Here is an 18045-nt window from a genome sequence, read left to right on the forward strand (position 1 = left end):
TTTGATACATCAATCATGACTTTTAAAACATCCTCTTACTGCGATGCCCTACTTTAACTATACTTGTTAACAAAATATCGTCATATATTTCATAAATCACTCGGTATCCTTTAATTCTCAATAGGTTTTTACTGCGAGAGCGTTATAAACCAAAGGATTTATTTGATGAAATCAAGGTACATATCAGCTATAAATTAAGAATTGAGCGTGACTGAAGATTGCTGTGAATTGCCCTTAGTGGGAGTTTGACCAATTTGCAGTACACCAACTGCGGCAATCAGACAGAGAACTCCTGATAAAATAAACGCTTGTAAATAACTACCTGTCGAGGTTCTCAATACTCCGGCTCCGAATGCTGCTGTGGCTGCACCAAGCTGGTGTCCTGCGACAATCCAACCGAACATTACGCCGACATTTTCTTTACCAAAGGCATTGGCAACAAGACGGACTGTCGGTGGTACGGTAGCAATCCAATCAAGTCCATAGAAGACGGCGAAAATGGAAAGTCCATAGAAGGAAAAGTTAAAACTGAAGGGCAAGAAAATCAAAGACAAACCCCGTAGTCCGTAGTACCAGCACAACAAGTAGCGATTATTCCATCGGTCAGATAGCCAACCGGACATAGTAGTTCCAAAAAAATCGAATAGTCCCATGATTGCCAAAAGTCCCGCAGCCTTGACTTCCGGGATACCGTGGTCAATACAAGCGGGAATTAGATGAGTTCCAATTAAACCATTTGTGCTAGCACCACAGATAAAAAAGCTACCAAATAGCAGCCAGAAGTCGCGCTTATGCATTCCCAACCAGAGAGCGTTGAGGGTAGAGGCGATGGAATTTGCTCTAGGCTGTGATGTTTCTACAGTTTCGCTGTTGTCGCCAAAGGGTCGCAAACCGACATCAGCCGGACGATCGCGCATAAAGGCGGCGATCGCTGGAATAATTAGAAGTGCAGCACCAGTCAAAACCAGGGCCGCAGTTCGCCATCCAAAGCGATCGGCTATTGAAGCCAGTATGGGCAAAAACACCAGTTGTCCTGTGGCTGTACTGGCGGTTAGGATACCGAGAACTAGACCCCGCTTCTCAAAAAACCAGCGATTGACAACAATAGCCCCCAAAACCAGGGCGATAACTCCGCTACCAGAACCGACAACTACACCCCACAGCAAGACTAGCTGCCAAGATGCTGACATCAAAGTGGTTAAACCGACACCAAGGGCAATGATAGCAAGGGAGAATACCATCATCCGGCGAATGCCAATTCGCTCCATAACTGTGGCAGCAAAAGGGCCAATCAGTCCGTAAAGTACTAAGTTAATGGAGATTGCTAAAGATATAGTTGCTCTACTCCAGCCAAACTCGTGTTCGAGAGGGACTATAAAAACTCCCGGAGCAGAGCGAATTCCGGCCGCAACTAGCAAGGCTAGGAAGGTTAAACCCGCAACAATCCAGCCATAGTGGAACGAACGACGTGCTAGGAAGGAGGCTAGGGTCATGAGTAGGGAATGGGGAGTGGGGAGGATGAGGGAGATGAGGGAGATGAGGGAGACAAGGGAGAATTATTTAACAAGTTTCTTACCCAATGCCCAATTCCCAACTTAGAGTTAACTACCCTGCATAAGGGTTGCCAATTCTATCCACAGAGACGTTATAGGAGAATGGTAAACGACCGGGATTTAAGCGGGGTTCGGCTGCATAACCAACAGGAACAACAACAGCGATCGCTAAATCTGGATTATCCCCAGCACCAATCACTTCCTTTACCTTATCCTCAATCCAACCGTTCATAAAACAAGTGGATAATCCCAAACTTTCTGCTGCTAACACCAAATGGGTAGCGGCAATGATGGCATCTTTGATCGCATATTCGCGTCGCTTGTCGCCTAGCCCAGCTTGAAATTGTGGGATGGCGGTTTTAAAGTAGTTTACCGTGCCTTCATTCCATGCACCAGTTTCGAGTCCCTGGTCTATAATTGGAGTCAAGTTTTGTTCGCTGGCGTTAGGATCGGCGGCAAAAACAAAGGTAACAGGTGCTTGAATAATTTGCTGTTGATTAAAAGATGCGGCTGACAGTGCTGCTTTTTGCGCCTCATCTTGCACAAGAATAATTTGCCAAGACTGAATATTATAGCTGCTGGGGGCGGCCACGGTCAACTCTACCAGTTGCTTAAGCAATTCAGGGGTGATGGGGTCTGTTGTAAAAGTTTTGATGGAACGGCGTTTAGCGATCGCACTGGGTACATCTAAAGGTTGGATTTGAGTGATCGGACTCATGAGATTCTCCTGATAATTGGGTTATTGACTAAATAATTCGTAATTAGAGTACAACCAAATCTATTTATTCATGAAACAAAAATAAAAATTATTCCCTGTTTCAGAATAAACAACTTGCCTAGATCCCTCATAATTACGTTCGCGGAGCGTGCCGGAGGCTCTATTATGAACTAAGAACTACGAATTACGCCTTAGCTACTGCCTGATTAGCCGCTGACCAAAATGGATAGTCTGTATATCCTTTTTCACCGCCACCATAAAAGGTTGCTTGATTTGGTTCATTGAGTGGTGCATTCAAAGCCAAGCGTCGGGGTAAATCTGGATTTGATATAAATAATGTACCAAAGGCAACTAAATCTGCTGCTTTGTTTGCCAGCACTGCATCGCCTTTTTCACGGGTATAACCACCATTGACGATGAGTGTACCTGTAAAGCGATCGCGGATATGACTGGTGGGTACAATTATCCCGCCATGTTTAATATCTGCCTCTGTTGCCTCATAAATATGCAGATATGCCAAATTAAATCGGTTCAACGCTTGAGCCGCATAACCAAATGTCTCCAGGGGGTTGGAGTCACCCATATCATTAAAAGTTCCACTGGGAGATAAACGTACCCCAACTCGGTTAGAATCCCATACACTAGTTACCGCCTCTGTCACCTCTAACAGGAATCGGGCGCGATTTTCAATATCACCCCCATATTTATCTGTACGTTGATTGGTGCGATCGCGGAGAAATTGATCTATTAAATAACCATTAGCTGAGTGAATTTCTACCCCATCAAACCCAGCCGCTAGAGCATTTGCCGCTCCCTGACGGTACTGTTCAACTATCTGCGGTATTTCTGAAGTTTCTAAAGCACGGGGAGTAACAAAGGGTTTTGGCCCCTCATAAGTTGCAGCCTCACCTTTCGGAGCAATGGCAGAAGGTGCTACAGGTAAAACTCCATTGGGTTGTAAGTCTGGGTGAGAAATTCTGCCTACATGCCATAGTTGCAGAAAAATTCTCCCTCCCTCCCGATGTACGGCATCGGTTACTAGCTTCCATCCCTCAACCTGTTCTGGTGAATGAATTCCTGGTGTAGCAGGATAACCCTGTCCTTCAGGAGTTACCTGTGTTGCTTCGGCAATAATCAGTCCGGCAGAAGCACGTTGAGCGTAGTAAGTAGCATTCAGTTCGTATGGTACGTTTCCCTGACCTGCCCTATTTCGAGTTAAGGGTGCCATTACTATCCGATTAGGTAGTTCAAGATTCCCTAATTGATAAGGAGAGAATAAATTGATATCAGTAGTCATTGGTTTTATCTCCAAATTATTTTAGTCCTTGGGAATTGGGCATTGGGAATTGGGTAAGAAACTTGTTAAATAATTCTCCCTTGTCTCCCTTGTCTCCCTTGTCTCCCCCATCTCCCCCACTCCCCATTCCTATGCAAAGCAAATTAACTAAACAATCGAGCGAATTACGCCACCATCTACCCGCAAAGCTGCGCCATTAGTTGCTGAAGCTACAGGACTAGAAAGGTAAACTACGATCGCTGCGACTTCTTCATTAGTTGCAAAACGTTTGATTAGGGAACTTGGACGTATATTCTGAAAAAACTCAGCCTCAACGTCTGCTGGAGTAATACCATTTTTCTGTGCCAGTTTGGTGATAAAATCTTCCACACCTTCTGAGCGTGTTGGCCCTGGAAGGACGGAGTTTACCGTGACTCCAGTGCCGACAGTCATTTCTGCTAAACCTCTGGCAATGGCAAGCTGTGCTGTCTTCGTTGTACCGTAGTGAATCATTTCCACTGGGATCTGAATACCAGATTCGCTGGAGATAAAAATTATCCGCCCCCAGTTTTGTTTTAGCTGCTTTTGCAGATATTGCCGACTTAAACGGACTCCACTGAGGACGTTAACCTCAAATATCTTTAACCAATCTTCGTCAGTAATATCAAAAAAGGCTTTTGGCTCATACATCCCGACGTTGTTAATGAGGATATCAACGTGAGGAACTTTTTGAAAAAGCTCCTCTAACCCTGATGCAGTACCTGCGTCAGCAACAACACCAGAAACCTTCGCGTCAGGTGTACTTTGCTTAATTTTAGCGATCGCTTTGGTTACTCGTTCTTCAGAACGACCGTTGACAATCACTGACGCACCCTCTTGAGCCAGCGCTTGAGCGATCGCAAAACCAATACCTGCCGTTGAGCCACTTACCAACGCGGATTTACCAGATAATTTTAAGTCCATTTCGCTCTTTTCCCATTACTTAAAACAGAATGGTTTGTGACTAAGGAGACAAGGGGGATGAGGAGTGCTTGGGAGCAGGGGGAGCAGGGGGAGCAGGGGGAGCAGGGGAAGCAGGGGAAGCAGGGGAAGCAGGGGGAGCAGGGGGAGAAAGAATAAAGAACTAATGCCCAATGCCCAATGCCTCATGCCTCATGCCCAATGCCCAATGCCCAATGCCCAATGCCCCATACCCCATGCCCAATGCCCAATGCCCCATGCCCAATGCCCAATGCCCTTAACTCAAATTAAAGATGCTGTGCTAAGGTCTTATTCAAGGTGGTTTTTGGGACGGCCCCTACGACAGTATCGACCTGCCGACCTCCCTTAAAAACCATCAGCGTCGGGATGCTGCGAATTCCATAATGGCTGGCAACAGTAGGATTTTGATCTGTGTTCAGCTTCACGAATTTTACCTGTCCTTCATATTCCGCAGCAACTTCATCGACCACTGGGCCAACCATCCGGCAAGGGCCGCACCACGGTGCCCAAAAGTCCACTAAAACCGGAATTTCACTTTCCAAGACTTCTTGCTTGAATGTGGCTTCTGTGACATTTGTAATGGATGACATAAATTGCCTTCCTAATTAATTCTATAATTCGATAATATCGAATAATAAAAATATATGCCACCTGATGAGATAATGCAACTATGAGATTTCTTTATCATCCAGATAAAAAAAATATTTCTTTACCGGGAGTGTTGTATGCATTGGGCGATCCAGTGCGGCTAGAGATTGTACGGCTGCTGGCGACTGAGGGGGAACAATGCTGTGCCAAGTTTGATTTTGCGATCGCTAAGTCTACGATGTCAAATCATTTTAAGATTTTACGGGAGTCTGGGATAGTCCTTACACGTAAAGAAGGGACACACCATATTAATGTACTGCGGCGTGAAGATTTAGAGATGCTGTTTCCAGGGTTGCTGGATGCGGTATTGAAAGCTGCTCAACCATTGCCTGTTAGCCCTGTGAGTGGTAAAGAGATAGCTTCCAGGATTTAGGGGCATGGGGCATGGGGCGATCGCTATTTGTTTAAGAATCTTCTAGTTTAAGCATTCAAGAACTGTGAGAATTTGATTATGGTGTTCAAACCTGGAGTTCATAAACAAACTTGCAACCAGGATTTATAGCGTCTGGCAAGTTCCCTAAGAAAATTGAGTTCTTCACCCTCAAGATTATTAAATAGGTTGCGATATTGCCAGCCACGCTCGTAGCGACTCAGCATTTCTTCTAAAGTAAACCGATAGACATCGGCGGTTTGCCAACAAATTGATTCTAGAAAAGGCAGCTTTTTAGGGACAATGACAGGATTATTTGTTGGTGTTGCGGTTGTCATAATTTTTTTAATCAACCACTATCGGCTTACTTCAATTTTATCCCAATTATAAATTATCCGAACTGGGATAAACTCTTCCTTTCCAAGCACCGCCGCGTCCTTGCCAGTGCTGGAGTGCTGAATCTAAAGTCATCAACGTATAGAGAAAAGCGATCGCAGGTAAACTAAAGGCTAACCAAGGAGAACATTTATAAAAGCGGATCGTCGGGTAGTAAGCGAAAGCCATTAATAGCCATCCTAATAAACCCGTAAGTGCGATCGCCCAACTACCCCAAACTGCACCTAGAATTACACACACAGGTGGAACTAGATAAATCAGAGGCATTCCCACCAAAGTACCCAATAGTAGTAATGGAGAATAATTGAGTTGGGTATAGGCAGTACGAGCAACCATATCCCAAATTGTTGCCAGCGAATCATAAGGACGTAAACTCCGAGTCAAGGTACTCAATCCTAGCCAGATACGCCCTTGATTAGGGATTGGGGATTGGGAATTGGGTACTGGGCATTGGGTAAGAAACTTGTTAAATAATTCTCCCTCATCTCCCCGACTCTGCTTAACAGCTTGAGCTAGGGCGCAATCATCAATTAAAGCTTGGCGAATGACTTGAATACCCCCGATTCGCTCTAAAGCTTCACGGCGAATCAGAATAGATCCCCCGGCGGCGGCTGCCGTGAGATTGTTGGGATTATTCACCCAGCGAAAAGGATAGAGTTTTTGGAAGAAAAAGACGAAAGCTGGAATCAAAAGTTTTTCCCAAAAGCTGTCACACCTAAGTCGCACCATTACCGAAACCATGTCTAAATCTTCTTGGACAGCTTTGGCTACGAGGCGGCGGAGATTACCAGGATCGTGTTCGATATCTGCGTCAGTCAGTAAAAAATAGTCAGGTGCGAATTTACTAGCACTATTTATACCTTGCTCAACTGCCCAAAGTTTGCCCGACCAACCAGAAGGTAGTAATTCGCCTGAAATAATGTGCAATTGCTGGGGTTTACCGATAGCGTGTGCAACCCCTTCGGCGAAATTTGCTGTCCGGTCTGTACTGCGATCGTCTACCAAAAACACGTTGAAATAACCAGGATAGTCTTGCAGTAGGAGCGATCGCAACGTGGTTGGTAGTAATTCAGCTTCATTACGGGCTGGGACGACGGCACAAACCACAGGAAACGATTCTAGAGATGTTGTATCCAACGTCTCTGCCTCTAATTGCTGGTCTGTGCGCCAAAATTGTCCCCGAAAACACAGTAATCCCAACCAAATTGTCAAGGATAACAGCACTAATCCTAATACAATTACACCCATAACCGTCGCTTCGCTCCAATTTAAAATTCAAAATTCAAAATTCAAAAAAAAAGAATACAAATTATAAATAAATTTATGGGTTTTTTAATTTTTAATTCCTCCGAAAGGGGCTGACCTATTGCAAATTCTCAGTGACTCAGACAGAATACTATGTCTACCAAATAGAAGAAAATTTTTTTACTTTAGTGCCGTGTTCATAGCTTGAGTGTTGAGGTTAAATTGTATTTGATGCAAACACAAGACAGGGTAAAAGTCAATCAAGTTGCAGATGCGATCGCAGCTAGTCAACAATATTTGCTTTCGATTCAAAATCAGGCAGGTTACTGGTGGGCAGAGTTAGAATCTAATGTCACTATCACTGCTGAAGCCGTCCTTTTGCATAAAATCTGGGGAACTGACCAAACCAGACCTTTACACAAAGTTGCAGCATATCTGCGTCAAGAGCAACGACAGCATGGCGGCTGGGAACTTTACTATGGTGATGGTGGAGAACTCAGCACTTCAGTTGAAGCTTACATGGCGTTGAGACTGCTAGATGTGCCAGCAACCGATCCAGCGATGATTCGGGCCCAAGCCTTTATTCTCAAACGCGGTGGGATTAGCAAAACTCGGATTTTTACTAAGTTGCACTTAGCTTTGATTGGCTGCTACAACTGGTGCGGTATTCCCTCGCTACCGCCTTGGGTGATGTTGTTGCCAAAGGCTTTCCCAGTTAATATCTATGAAATGTCTAGCTGGGCGCGTTCCAGCACAGTACCATTACTGATTGTATGCGATCGCAAACCTGTTTTTATCACCAACCCAACTATCAACCTAGATGAGCTATACGCTGAAGGTGTCGATCGAGTCCGGTGGGAACTACCCCAAAGTGGTGATTGGACAGATTTATTCCTTACCCTCGATCGAGGATTCAAGTTGGCCGAAAGCCTAAATTTAGTACCTTTTCGGGAAGAAGGCATCAAAGCCGCCGAAAAATGGATTTTAGAACGGCAAGAGGCTACAGGTGACTGGGGCGGCATTATTCCGGCGATGCTGAATTCAATGTTAGCTTTGCGCTGTCTAGATTATGACCGCAGCGATCCCATTGTGGAACGAGGTTTACAAGCAATTGATAACTTTGTCATTGAAACAGAAAATAGCTACCGAGTACAACCTTGTGTCTCACCTGTTTGGGATACAGCTTGGGCGATACGTGCTTTAGTAGAATCTGGTTTTGCGCCAGATTATCCGGCTGTAGTCAAGGCTGGAGAATGGTTATTGCAAAAACAAATTTTAGATTATGGTGATTGGGCTGTAAAAAATCGCCAGGGAAAACCAGGGGCTTGGGCGTTTGAGTTTGAGAATCGCTTTTATCCCGATGTAGACGACTCGGCGGTGGTGGTGATGGCTTTACATTTGGCGAAACTCCCCAATGAAAAAATTAAACAAGCTGCGATCGCACGGGCGTTAAACTGGATTGCATCTATGCAATGCAAACCAGGCGGGTGGGCTGCCTTTGATTTGGACAACGATCAAGATTGGCTTAACTCCATCCCTTATGGTGACTTGAAAGCGATGATCGATCCAAACACCGCAGATGTTACGGCTAGAGTGCTAGAAATGCTTGGTGCTTGTGATTTGTCAATTGATAGTGATAATTTAGAGCGATCGCTGACTTATCTTCTGCACGAACAAGAAACTGAAGGCTGTTGGTTTGGTCGTTGGGGTGTAAATTATATTTACGGCACCAGTGGCGTTTTGTCAGCCTTGGCGTTAATCGATCCTCAAAGGCATAAACTCAGTATAGAGCGGGGAGCAGCCTGGTTAGTGGGATGTCAAAACCAAGATGGCGGTTGGGGTGAAACTTGCCGCAGCTATGACGATCCCAGTCTCAAAGGAAAAGGAAATAGTACTGCATCTCAAACCGCCTGGGCAATAATAGGTTTAATAGCAGCAGGTGAAGCAACTGGTAAATTAGCACTTGATGCTATTGAGGAGGGAATTGGCTATCTAGTTGCAACTCAACAGGCTGATGGTACTTGGTTTGAAGCTGACTTTACTGGTACTGGCTTCCCTTGCCATTTTTATCTTAAGTATCATCTGTATCAACAATACTTTCCTTTAATCGCTCTAGGTCGCTATCAAACAATGATTAAAAAAGGTTAATTGTTCTGACTGCGATCGGGGCACAAACAATATTGTGCCCCAAATGTCTATTACTGTAGTTCATAGTGCGATCGCTTCGTTGCACTCGCAACGATATATCTAAGACTTGTGTGTACACCGTAGCCTTAGTAAGGGGAGGGGAGACAAAGCATAGCTTTGGCGGGGTGGGGTTCTTCTAGTTTAATAAGTAATCAAGCAGACATGATATTACGCATTGACAGGAAAGACCAAGTATAGATGATTGGAAAAACCAGATCCGTCGTAGGGGCAATTCATGAATTGCCCCTACAATGCTTAACATCACAAGCAATACGGTTCAGTTAAAGTTATTTGATGAAAATATATAGATCCCAAACCAGCGATAAATCGCCATCAGTACGAAGGACTGATTATTGTAAAGACGGCGATTTATCGCGTCTCTTGCCTTAAACGAACAGTATTGATATCACAAATAATTTACCGAACATGAGATTATTTATGGCTCTTCCGTAGATGTTATGCTGAAATTGAAACGATTATTCGGGATTTACCTTTAATAGCAAGGCTTTTTGGCAGTTTTAACCTTGATTTTATTCCAAAGGCTCAAAATCCAAGTTTAAAAGCTATCTTCCCTGCCCAGCAAGTAATCTGAGCTATTTTATAAGCGTTTTTAGCATAACAAGCAATGAAGAACCTTATTTATCGTTTTCAAGTATTTTGAGAACTTTAAGATATAAATTTTCTACTCTCTTGGTCTGAACTTCACCAAATGATGCATAGTGAGTTAAACTAGGAGCGCCATTTACTTCAATAATTGTATAATCTACTATTGGTGATGTTATATCATTAGTAAGAATGTCCACACCAGCTAATCTCAGTTCCATATCTTTTGTAATACTTACTGCTAATTTTTGAAATTCAGGATGAATACTTTCTGTAAAGTCTACTGCCTCACCTCCAGTCGATAAATTTGCATTATCTAAAAGGTAAACAATATTATTATTAGGTATAACACTATTTAAATTTAGCTTTCGTCTTCGCAAGTTTTTCTTGATTCTGTAATCTTCAAAATCTATAATTTCTTTTCTCCCGTTTTTGATAAAACTTTCCTGCTTCTGTTGCATAAGTTCTAAAACATTAGATTGACCATCTCCGGTTATAAATAGGGGAATTCTTTGATATGCAGAAACTACTTCATCATCAAGGACTACAATCCTATAGTCATTGCCACTATAAAATCTTTCAACAATAAATCCTGAGACTTTCTGCAAGATTTTCTTGGCTGTTTGATAGTATTCTTGCTTATTGTAAATTTTTGTAACAAATATTCCTTGACTGAGATTAATCGGTTTGACAATTACAGGAAATCCTAACGCTTTGGCATAATAGAATCCCGCATCTATATTCCTGATATTAACTATTTCTTCGCATAACTCTTCACTAAAAAACGTTTTTCCTTCAGTAACTTTGTAGCCAAAATTATTCAGAAAAAAGCTAGAAACACTTTTGTCTTTAGCTATTGCTACTGAACCAGAAGAATTAATACTAAATCTGGCAGTCCGAAAAAAAGTTTTATTCCCGTTTTTAAAGGTAATTAGTCCCACAAAGCTGCATTCTGGATCTACTAAAACTACTGCTCCTATTTCCTCGGCTACTTTTTGAATGATTGATGTTATAAATGGCGTTTCCATTATCACAACTATAATTTTACCGGGCAAATCTTAACTTTTTTATAGCAATTAGTCAAGATATTCTAAATTAAATAATTGCCCGATGTATTGTTCCTATAGCTACAGTAGAAACCTGAAAAAAGTTAATTTTTTACTATCTAGAATAAGTTATTAAATTTTAAATATTCTCAACTAATTATAAAAAATGTAAATGCCCGCAATATAGCTTTACCGTAGGCGTGTAGCCCGCCTCGTCGAAAATTAGGAGTGTACCCAGATGAGACTTTGGTAGTCTTTTTTCAGACATTGACTTTAGTTTTAACACTGATACTGATTTTACTGATGCCTATGCATACAAATCATCAAAATCCAATATTTGCCAAACTTTCTGCTTGAGCATTTTGATGTGCTGAAAACAATTGCAAATTAAGGCTTTGAGATTCATAGCTATCTGAAAATTAGAGCTTAGTTGGTCTAAAATATCGCGCTAAGTGTTGACAACCTATTGATAATCGAATAACAAGGTGGCAGCAGCATAAAAAAAAAGCGTTAGTGCATTCCTACTTAGAAACTAATTAACGCCCTTCATTAAACTTCATACGGATAACATAATTATGCCAGAAAATACGGTTAACAAAGCTTCTAAATCAGACAATCAGGCTATTGCTTATAAGGAACGCCTCAATTCTTGGGCGATCGCTCGCCTACTTCCTAATACGCAACGTGAGATTGTTGCACGCTTCCGCAGCCGTTCTGATGCAGATGGCTATATGCGACACCTCCCCCAGGAAATACCAAATGCTTCCTATATGGTTGTTTTTGATTGTCAACGCGAAGCATCGGCGATTTAAAGTACAGTCTCATCAACTTCGCTAGTACACAAACTTTCGCGTAGCGTCCCATAGAGAAGTCTAACTTTCCTACAGAACGCTATGCGAACGTAGACGAAGTAAGTCGGTACAAATAAACCTAACCATGTAACAGAATGTAAAAATCACAAAACCTTTGCGTTCGCGAAGCGTGTCCGAAGGACTTATGATTCATTCCACTTCGTTACATTGGCAATGACAATTGGGCATTTTTTTACTTGGAGTACTCTAAGAGAAAAAGGGCGTTGCTGAATCGAGGTGTGAACTTGAATGTAGAGACGTAAAATTTTATGTCTCTACAAGGATTTTTCACCGCAATCAGCAGCAACGCCAGAAAAAGAAAATCAAGAATTTTTAACCGCACCTGTGCCAAGGCTAGTACCGCAGGGCGGAATTAAAAATTAAAAATTAAAAACGAATACAGCATGAGGGTTTCATTGATTTGGAATGGGTGGTTTATTTCCGCCGCACTGTACTAGTAATAAATTAGACATTTCAAACATTCTCTAATAATTGAACGCCAACAGAGTCACGTCGAGAGAGTAATGACTTCTGCGAACCGTTAAATAAGTTATGTTATTAATCTCATATACAAATATTCTCCATTAAAAGTTTTACATTAAAAAAATTCCGTAATTGCCCCCTTGCTATTGATATTTCAGATTACTTAAAAGTAAAAGCTAGCACAATAAACCCTGAAAGTGCTGGAGGGTTAATAAGTGGTCATACAGCACCGATATAACTGGTTCAAAGCTGTGAATTTTTTCCGCAAACAGAAATTACTAGCTCTGTTGCTAGGGATTTTCTTCTCAATCTCTGTAGTCTTACTCTGGCAAAGATTTTTAATCCAAACTCCGGGTTTGTTAACCCAAGTAGTATCAATAGCAGGTATCTTACTTGTTATTACACTGATATTATCAATCTGTTTTGCCCTAGCAATGAAAGCAAATATCCAGCAGATAACAGCAATAAATCAGGAGTTAAATCACAAGATTCTTGAACAGAAACAGATCGAAATTGCACTCCGCAGTCGCGAAAATCGTCTGCAACAATTGCTGGAAACTGTCAAAGTTATTCCTTGGGAATTAGATTTGCAAACTGGGCAGTTTACTTACGTTGGGCCGCAAGCGGTAGACTTGCTAAATTATGCGATCGCACAATGGTACGAGAAAAATTTTTGGGTCAATCATCTGCATCCACACGACCAGGAAAAGTCCGTTCGTTTTCGCCAAGAAGCAACGGCGAGGTGCGAAAACCACGAATCAGAATATCGGATGTTAGCAGCCGATGGGCGAGTTGTCTGGCTGCGAGACGTTGTTAGCGTCGTTGAGGAAACAGGAACTCCCACTATGCTGAGGGGGTTTATGTTTGACATTACTGATTTAAAGCAGACTGAAGAAACTTTGAGACTGAGGGAGAGGGCACTTGCTGCTACCAGTAATGGAATTATTATCGCTGATGCCAGACTCGCCTCTAATCCAGTTATTTACGTTAACGCTGCATTTGAGCAAATAACAGGCTACAGTGCCAATGAAGTAATTGGGCAAAACTGTCGATTCTTGCAACGTGCAGATATACAGCAATCAGCACTCAATGAACTACGTTTATGTATTCAAGCTGGAAGAAGTTGTAAAGTTATTCTCCGCAACTATCGCAAAGATGGTATCTTATTTTGGAATGAATTGAGTATTTCTCCTATTCATGACGAAAATGGGAAGTTAAGCCATTTTATTGGCATTCAGAGAGATATTAGCGATGTCTACAACGAGCTTCGTTTACGCAAGCAAGCTGAAGCTAGTCTGCATCGGCAAGCTCTCACCTTTGAAAATATGCATGATGGCGTAATTATCACAGATTTAACCGGAAATATTATTGACTGGAATCCTGCGGCTGAAGCGATGTTTGGCTATACCAAGTCCGAGATTTTGGCTAAACATCCCAGGATTTTGCATAAACCAGAAGTAGCCGCAACATTAAATGCCAAAATTTTTGAAAGAATCAAGCAGCAAGGACGCTGGTCAGGGGAAATAAACTTTATTCGCAAAGATGGTAGCGAGAGAATTTGCGAAACAACCGTAATTTCCTTACAGGATGAACAGGGGGAAACTGTTGCCACTGTTGGTATTAATCACGACATTACCGAAAACAAACGAGCTAAAGAAGCACTGCAACGGCAATTGCATCGCACCCTACTACTTGAACAAATTACTCAGGAAATTCGTCAAAGTCTTGATAGCAGCAAAATATTTGAGACGGCTGCTACCCAAATTGGACAAGCATTTAAAGTTGATCGCTGTCTGATCCATTCTTTCATTAGCTACCCCACTCCCCAAATTCCTTTGGTAGCAGAGTATAATACACTTCCCAGTTATTGCTCCGTCTTGAAATTGGAAGTTCCGATGACGAACAATCCCCACGTAGAGCGGATGATGGCACAAGAAAGTGCGATCGCTTCCCCAGATGTGTACGCCGATCCTTTACTCTACGCAGTTGAACCGATTTGCCGAGAAATTGGGCTGAAGTCGATGCTGTCAATTCGCACCTCCTATCAAGGAGAACCCAATGGGGCGATCGGCTTACATCAGTACAGCTATTTTCGCCAGTGGACATCAGACGAAATCGAATTACTAGAAGCAGTGGCGGCTCAACTGGGTATTGCTCTAGCACACGCTCACTTACTGGAGCAAGAAAAGCGTCAACGGGAAGAACTTACCTTGAAAAATTTTGCCTTGGAACGGGCAAAACGTCAGGCGGAAGCTGCAAATCGGGCAAAAAGTGAATTTTTGGCGATGATGAGCCACGAAATTCGGACTCCGATGAATGCTGTTATTGGCATGACCGATCTGCTGCTGGATACTGACCTCACACCTCAACAGCAAGACTTTGTGGAAACAGTTCGCAGTAGCGGAGATGCTTTGCTTACTATCATTAACGACATTCTAGATTTTTCCAAAATTGAGTCGGGAAAGTTGGAATTAGAAGAACAGCCTTTTGATTTAAGGGCTTGTGTAGAACAGGCTATTTCGCTATTAGCCGCGAAAGCTGCCCAAAAGGATATTGAGCTAGCTTACCTAATCCATCCGCAAGTTCCTACCCAGATCGTCGGCGATATGACACGTCTGCGCCAAGTCTTGATGAATCTCCTCAACAATGCCATTAAGTTTACTGAACATGGAGAAGTAATACTTTCTGTTGAACTGGGGAATTTGGATCGAGAAACTTCTTCCCTATCCTCGATACCTGTAGAAGAGTCGCAAACTCTCTACGAAATTCAATTTGCGATCGCAGATACAGGTATTGGCATTACACCAGAGAAGATGGAGCGGTTATTTCACCCCTTCACTCAGGCTGATGTCTCCATGACTCGACGATATGGCGGCACAGGATTAGGACTGGTCATCAGCAAACGACTAAGTAAGATGATGGGTGGCACTCTTTGGGTAGAAAGTCAAGGTTTTGTGGGTGGCAATCCTAGCCCTAGATGGGAAAGTAGAAAGTTATTATCAAAGAAGGTAGAAAGAAAACTGCCCGACGTTGGCTCTTCCCAAGGTTCAACATTTTATTTCACTATTACTACCCAAATGGCTACTCTGCCAGAACCATCTGAATCAAGCAATTGGCCAGTGCAGTTTGAGGGAAAGCGCCTGTTGATTGTGGATGACAATCTGACCACTTGCAAAATTATCAGTTTGCAAGCAGAGTCTTGGAAAATGGAAACTTATGCTGCCAAATCTGCTAAAGAAGCTTTAGCTCAACTTGCCAAGGGAGTGCAGTTTGATATTGTCATTTTAGATATGCAAATGCCGGAAATAGATGGCATAACTTTAGCTCGTCAAATTCGCCAGCAATCTGGTTGTCAAAATCTGCCTTTAGTGATTCTGACTTCTTTGAGTAGACTCGAAACATCCTTTGACTTTAATGATATCCAGTTTACTGCCTCTTTGAGTAAACCCATTAAACAGTCTCAACTCTCCGATGTTCTTACCCGTGTTTTGGGAAATCAGTCGATCCAAGCCAATATTTCTCATTTTCCCTTGGCCGATCGGTATTTAGCCGATCAATTACCACTACGGATTCTTCTGGCAGAGGACACAGTTATTAATCAGAAAGTTGCCTTACTGATGCTACAGAAAATGGGTTATTCGGCTGATGTCGTCACCAATGGCGTAGAAGTACTGAAGACTCTGCAAAAACAGTATTATGACGTAGTGTTGATGGATATCCAGATGCCCGAAATGGATGGGTTAGAAACAGCTAGGAGAATCTGTCAAGAATGGGAAGTTGGTTTACGTCCCCATATCATTGCGATCACTGCCAATGCAATGCGGGGCGATCGCGAAGTCTATCTTGCTGCTGGTATGGATGATTACCTTAGCAAACCCATTCAACTGCAAGAGTTAGCTCAGGCACTCAGAAAATGTCCACCCCAAAGGAGTCCTGAATTCACTTCCACAGTCAAAGAAGGTAAAGTGATGTGCTTAGAATTGCAACCTTCACAAGATATACCAGAAGAAGGACAAAAACAGACATTAAAAAGCGCCAAAATTGATCCTAAAATTCTCCAATCTTTGCGAGATATGGTCAGGGGAGATAATGTTGCATTTGCTGAACTGATTGAGTGTTATCTTACAGAGACTAAGAAACTGGTGGAAGGTATTAGTACAGCGATCGCCAATCGGGATGCCCAGAATGTATGGAAGATAGCTCATCAACTCAAGTCTAGCAGTGCCTCAGTTGGAGCTATGGCCCTGGCGCAGCTTTGCAAGGTGTTTGAAGCACAGGGAGACAACAGTAAATTAGAAAACAACCTAGAATTACTTACACAACTATACCAGGAATATGAACGAGTTAAAACAGACTTAGAAAAAGAACTTGTGAAGGAAGCATAATGAAAGCCATTGCTCAAGAAAGCCAATCTTTAGTTCTAATTGTTGATGATGAACCTTTTATCCGCATGATCCTGCGGAATTTCTTGGAGCGAGAAGGCTATCAAATAGCGGAAGCTCAAAATGGCATAGAGGCAATAAAAGCTTTTAACCAACTGCACCCTGATATAATACTCCTTGATGCCATCATGCCGGATATGGATGGGTTCGAGTGTTGCACTCAGTTGGAGCTTCTTGATTTTAGCAAGCATACTCCAGTTTTAATGATTACAGGACTTGAGGATCAAGAGTCAGTTGACCGTGCCTTTGCGGTGGGGGCAATGGACTATGTTACTAAACCGATTCACTGGCCAGTATTGCGACAAAGGGTAAAACGCTTAATTCAACAATCTCAGTTACAGCAAAAACTGGAAACCGTTAATCTGGAATTGCAGCGATTAGTTACTATCGATGGATTAACTCAAGTAGCTAACCGCCGACGGTTTGAAGAGTATTTTAATCAAGAGTGGCAGCGTCTAAAACGGGAGCAACGGCCCCTTTCTTTGATTCTTTGCGACGTTGATTTCTTCAAATTATATAACGATACTTATGGGCATCGGGTAGGCGATCGCTGTCTTCAGAAAATTGCTCAAGCCATCAAAGATATTATTAAACGTCCCAGTGACTTAGTTGCCCGTTATGGTGGGGAAGAATTTGCTGTGATTTTACCTAACACAGATACCGAGGGGGCGACTTGTGTTGCCGAGAAAATTTGCCATGCTGTTCGCACATTAGCAATTCCTCATGAAAATTCTCAAGTTTGTCCTCATGTAACCATTAGTGTCGGATTTACGACAGAAATTCCTCAACCGAATTCTGACTTGGAAGAAATGATTGCCGCCGCAGATCGGGCATTGTATCAAGCAAAGGAAGCCGGACGCGATCGCTTTGTGCAAAATATAGTATCACCTGGCAGTAAAAATTTGCGGTAGTACATCCGTAGAAGTTAGGAGTTACTCTCAAATTCACTCCACTATGCAACTTACAGTCTTTTTTAGTAATATTGGGCACTTGTATAGGATGATCTCATCAGGTAAAGTACTTTCTATTAGACTCTAGAAATTAGTGGTGTAAAGAATCGGAAAACACGGTGTACTTGGCATACAGGCATTCTCAAAAAAGAATTAATAAATTAAAATTCCTCACAAGCTTTGTCATTAATCTAAATACCTAATTATCAATTTTACAAAATCAGCCCATAGGTAATTTATAACATCAAGCTATTGCAATTAAAATTACAAGACAACACTTAATTTTTATATAAATT

At 42.4% G+C, this 18045-nt stretch carries 14 protein-coding genes; 5 read left to right on the forward strand and 9 right to left on the reverse strand.

Features of this window, described 5'->3' with window-relative positions:
- Nucleotides 1-22: 22 nt before the first annotated feature.
- From GTQ43_RS41790 to trxA, 6 genes are all read right to left on the reverse strand, one after another.
- The gene (locus GTQ43_RS41790; RefSeq protein ID WP_414859125.1) at nt 23-121 is read right to left on the reverse strand and encodes a type II toxin-antitoxin system RelE family toxin; all 99 of its coding nucleotides are present in this window, start codon (nt 119-121) and stop codon (nt 23-25) included.
- Between the two features lie 73 nt (nt 122-194).
- On the reverse strand, nt 195-1493 hold the full coding sequence (locus GTQ43_RS19685; RefSeq protein ID WP_265274451.1) for an MFS transporter: 1299 nt from the start codon (nt 1491-1493) through the stop codon (nt 195-197).
- A 112-nt stretch (nt 1494-1605) separates the two neighbouring features.
- Nucleotides 1606-2271, reverse strand: coding sequence for a nitroreductase family protein (locus GTQ43_RS19690; RefSeq protein ID WP_265274452.1), 666 nt, complete (start codon nt 2269-2271; stop codon nt 1606-1608).
- Nucleotides 2272-2455: 184 nt separating this feature from the next.
- Nucleotides 2456-3568: an alkene reductase gene (locus tag GTQ43_RS19695; RefSeq protein ID WP_265274453.1), complete on the reverse strand. Its 1113-nt coding sequence runs from the start codon at nt 3566-3568 to the stop codon at nt 2456-2458.
- A gap of 147 nt (nt 3569-3715) precedes the next feature.
- Entirely contained in the window at nt 3716-4510 is a 795-nt protein-coding gene (locus GTQ43_RS19700; RefSeq protein WP_265274454.1) for an SDR family NAD(P)-dependent oxidoreductase, read from the reverse strand.
- A gap of 284 nt (nt 4511-4794) precedes the next feature.
- A complete protein-coding gene (trxA, locus tag GTQ43_RS19705; RefSeq protein ID WP_012412473.1) occupies nt 4795-5118 on the reverse strand; it encodes a thioredoxin in 324 nt (107 codons plus the stop codon).
- An 80-nt stretch (nt 5119-5198) separates the two neighbouring features.
- Here trxA and GTQ43_RS19710 point away from each other — a divergent pair, with 80 nt between their 5' ends.
- Nucleotides 5199-5549, forward strand: a complete 351-nt coding sequence (locus GTQ43_RS19710; RefSeq protein ID WP_265274455.1) for an ArsR/SmtB family transcription factor — start codon at nt 5199-5201, stop codon at nt 5547-5549.
- Between the two features lie 98 nt (nt 5550-5647).
- Here the strand turns inward: GTQ43_RS19710 and GTQ43_RS19715 are convergent, their stop codons facing one another.
- Both GTQ43_RS19715 and GTQ43_RS19720 read right to left on the reverse strand, forming a co-directional pair.
- Complete coding sequence (locus GTQ43_RS19715) at nt 5648-5884, reverse strand: hypothetical protein (RefSeq protein ID WP_265274456.1); 237 nt, start codon at nt 5882-5884, stop codon at nt 5648-5650.
- Nucleotides 5885-5930: 46 nt separating this feature from the next.
- Nucleotides 5931-7190 carry a glycosyltransferase gene (locus GTQ43_RS19720; RefSeq protein ID WP_265274457.1) on the reverse strand — a complete coding sequence of 420 codons (1260 nt, stop codon included), beginning with the start codon at nt 7188-7190 and terminating at the stop codon, nt 5931-5933.
- 228 nt (nt 7191-7418) lie between these two features.
- Between GTQ43_RS19720 and shc the strand changes: the two genes are divergently transcribed.
- A complete protein-coding gene (gene shc / locus GTQ43_RS19725; protein ID WP_265274458.1) occupies nt 7419-9335 on the forward strand; it encodes a squalene--hopene cyclase in 1917 nt (638 codons plus the stop codon).
- Between the two features lie 674 nt (nt 9336-10009).
- On the opposite strand, the gene GTQ43_RS19730 is transcribed toward shc, so the two are convergent.
- The gene (locus tag GTQ43_RS19730) at nt 10010-11005 is read right to left on the reverse strand and encodes a cyanophycin synthetase (RefSeq protein ID WP_265274459.1); all 996 of its coding nucleotides are present in this window, start codon (nt 11003-11005) and stop codon (nt 10010-10012) included.
- 593 nt (nt 11006-11598) lie between these two features.
- Between GTQ43_RS19730 and GTQ43_RS19735 the strand changes: the two genes are divergently transcribed.
- From GTQ43_RS19735 to GTQ43_RS19745, 3 genes are all read left to right on the forward strand, one after another.
- Entirely contained in the window at nt 11599-11835 is a 237-nt protein-coding gene (locus GTQ43_RS19735; protein WP_265274460.1) for a hypothetical protein, read from the forward strand.
- Between the two features lie 737 nt (nt 11836-12572).
- Entirely contained in the window at nt 12573-16742 is a 4170-nt protein-coding gene (locus GTQ43_RS19740) for a PAS domain S-box protein (RefSeq protein WP_265274461.1), read from the forward strand.
- Nucleotides 16742-17710: a response regulator gene (locus tag GTQ43_RS19745; protein WP_265274462.1), complete on the forward strand. Its 969-nt coding sequence runs from the start codon at nt 16742-16744 to the stop codon at nt 17708-17710. Before GTQ43_RS19740 ends, GTQ43_RS19745 begins: the two co-directional genes overlap by 1 nt.
- Nucleotides 17711-18045: the final 335 nt, after the last annotated feature.

Origin of the sequence: Nostoc sp. KVJ3, assembly GCF_026127265.1 — a bacterium.
GTDB lineage: Bacteria > Cyanobacteriota > Cyanobacteriia > Cyanobacteriales > Nostocaceae > Nostoc.

What these genes read in the sequence shown, in the direction of transcription:
- GTQ43_RS19745 (WP_265274462.1), top strand. Translation starts at nt 16,742, where the DNA reads ATGAAAGCCATTGCTCAAGAAAGCCAATCTTTAGTTCTAATTGTTGAT.
- GTQ43_RS19720 (WP_265274457.1), bottom strand. Translation starts at nt 7,190, where the DNA reads ATGGGTGTAATTGTATTAGGATTAGTGCTGTTATCCTTGACAATTTGG.
- trxA (WP_012412473.1), bottom strand. Translation starts at nt 5,118, where the DNA reads ATGTCATCCATTACAAATGTCACAGAAGCCACATTCAAGCAAGAAGTC.
- GTQ43_RS19730 (WP_265274459.1), bottom strand. Translation starts at nt 11,005, where the DNA reads ATGGAAACGCCATTTATAACATCAATCATTCAAAAAGTAGCCGAGGAA.
- GTQ43_RS19735 (WP_265274460.1), top strand. Translation starts at nt 11,599, where the DNA reads ATGCCAGAAAATACGGTTAACAAAGCTTCTAAATCAGACAATCAGGCT.
- GTQ43_RS19690 (WP_265274452.1), bottom strand. Translation starts at nt 2,271, where the DNA reads ATGAGTCCGATCACTCAAATCCAACCTTTAGATGTACCCAGTGCGATC.
- GTQ43_RS19685 (WP_265274451.1), bottom strand. Translation starts at nt 1,493, where the DNA reads ATGACCCTAGCCTCCTTCCTAGCACGTCGTTCGTTCCACTATGGCTGG.
- GTQ43_RS19695 (WP_265274453.1), bottom strand. Translation starts at nt 3,568, where the DNA reads ATGACTACTGATATCAATTTATTCTCTCCTTATCAATTAGGGAATCTT.
- shc (WP_265274458.1), top strand. Translation starts at nt 7,419, where the DNA reads ATGCAAACACAAGACAGGGTAAAAGTCAATCAAGTTGCAGATGCGATC.
- GTQ43_RS19710 (WP_265274455.1), top strand. Translation starts at nt 5,199, where the DNA reads ATGAGATTTCTTTATCATCCAGATAAAAAAAATATTTCTTTACCGGGA.
- GTQ43_RS19715 (WP_265274456.1), bottom strand. Translation starts at nt 5,884, where the DNA reads ATGACAACCGCAACACCAACAAATAATCCTGTCATTGTCCCTAAAAAG.
- GTQ43_RS19700 (WP_265274454.1), bottom strand. Translation starts at nt 4,510, where the DNA reads ATGGACTTAAAATTATCTGGTAAATCCGCGTTGGTAAGTGGCTCAACG.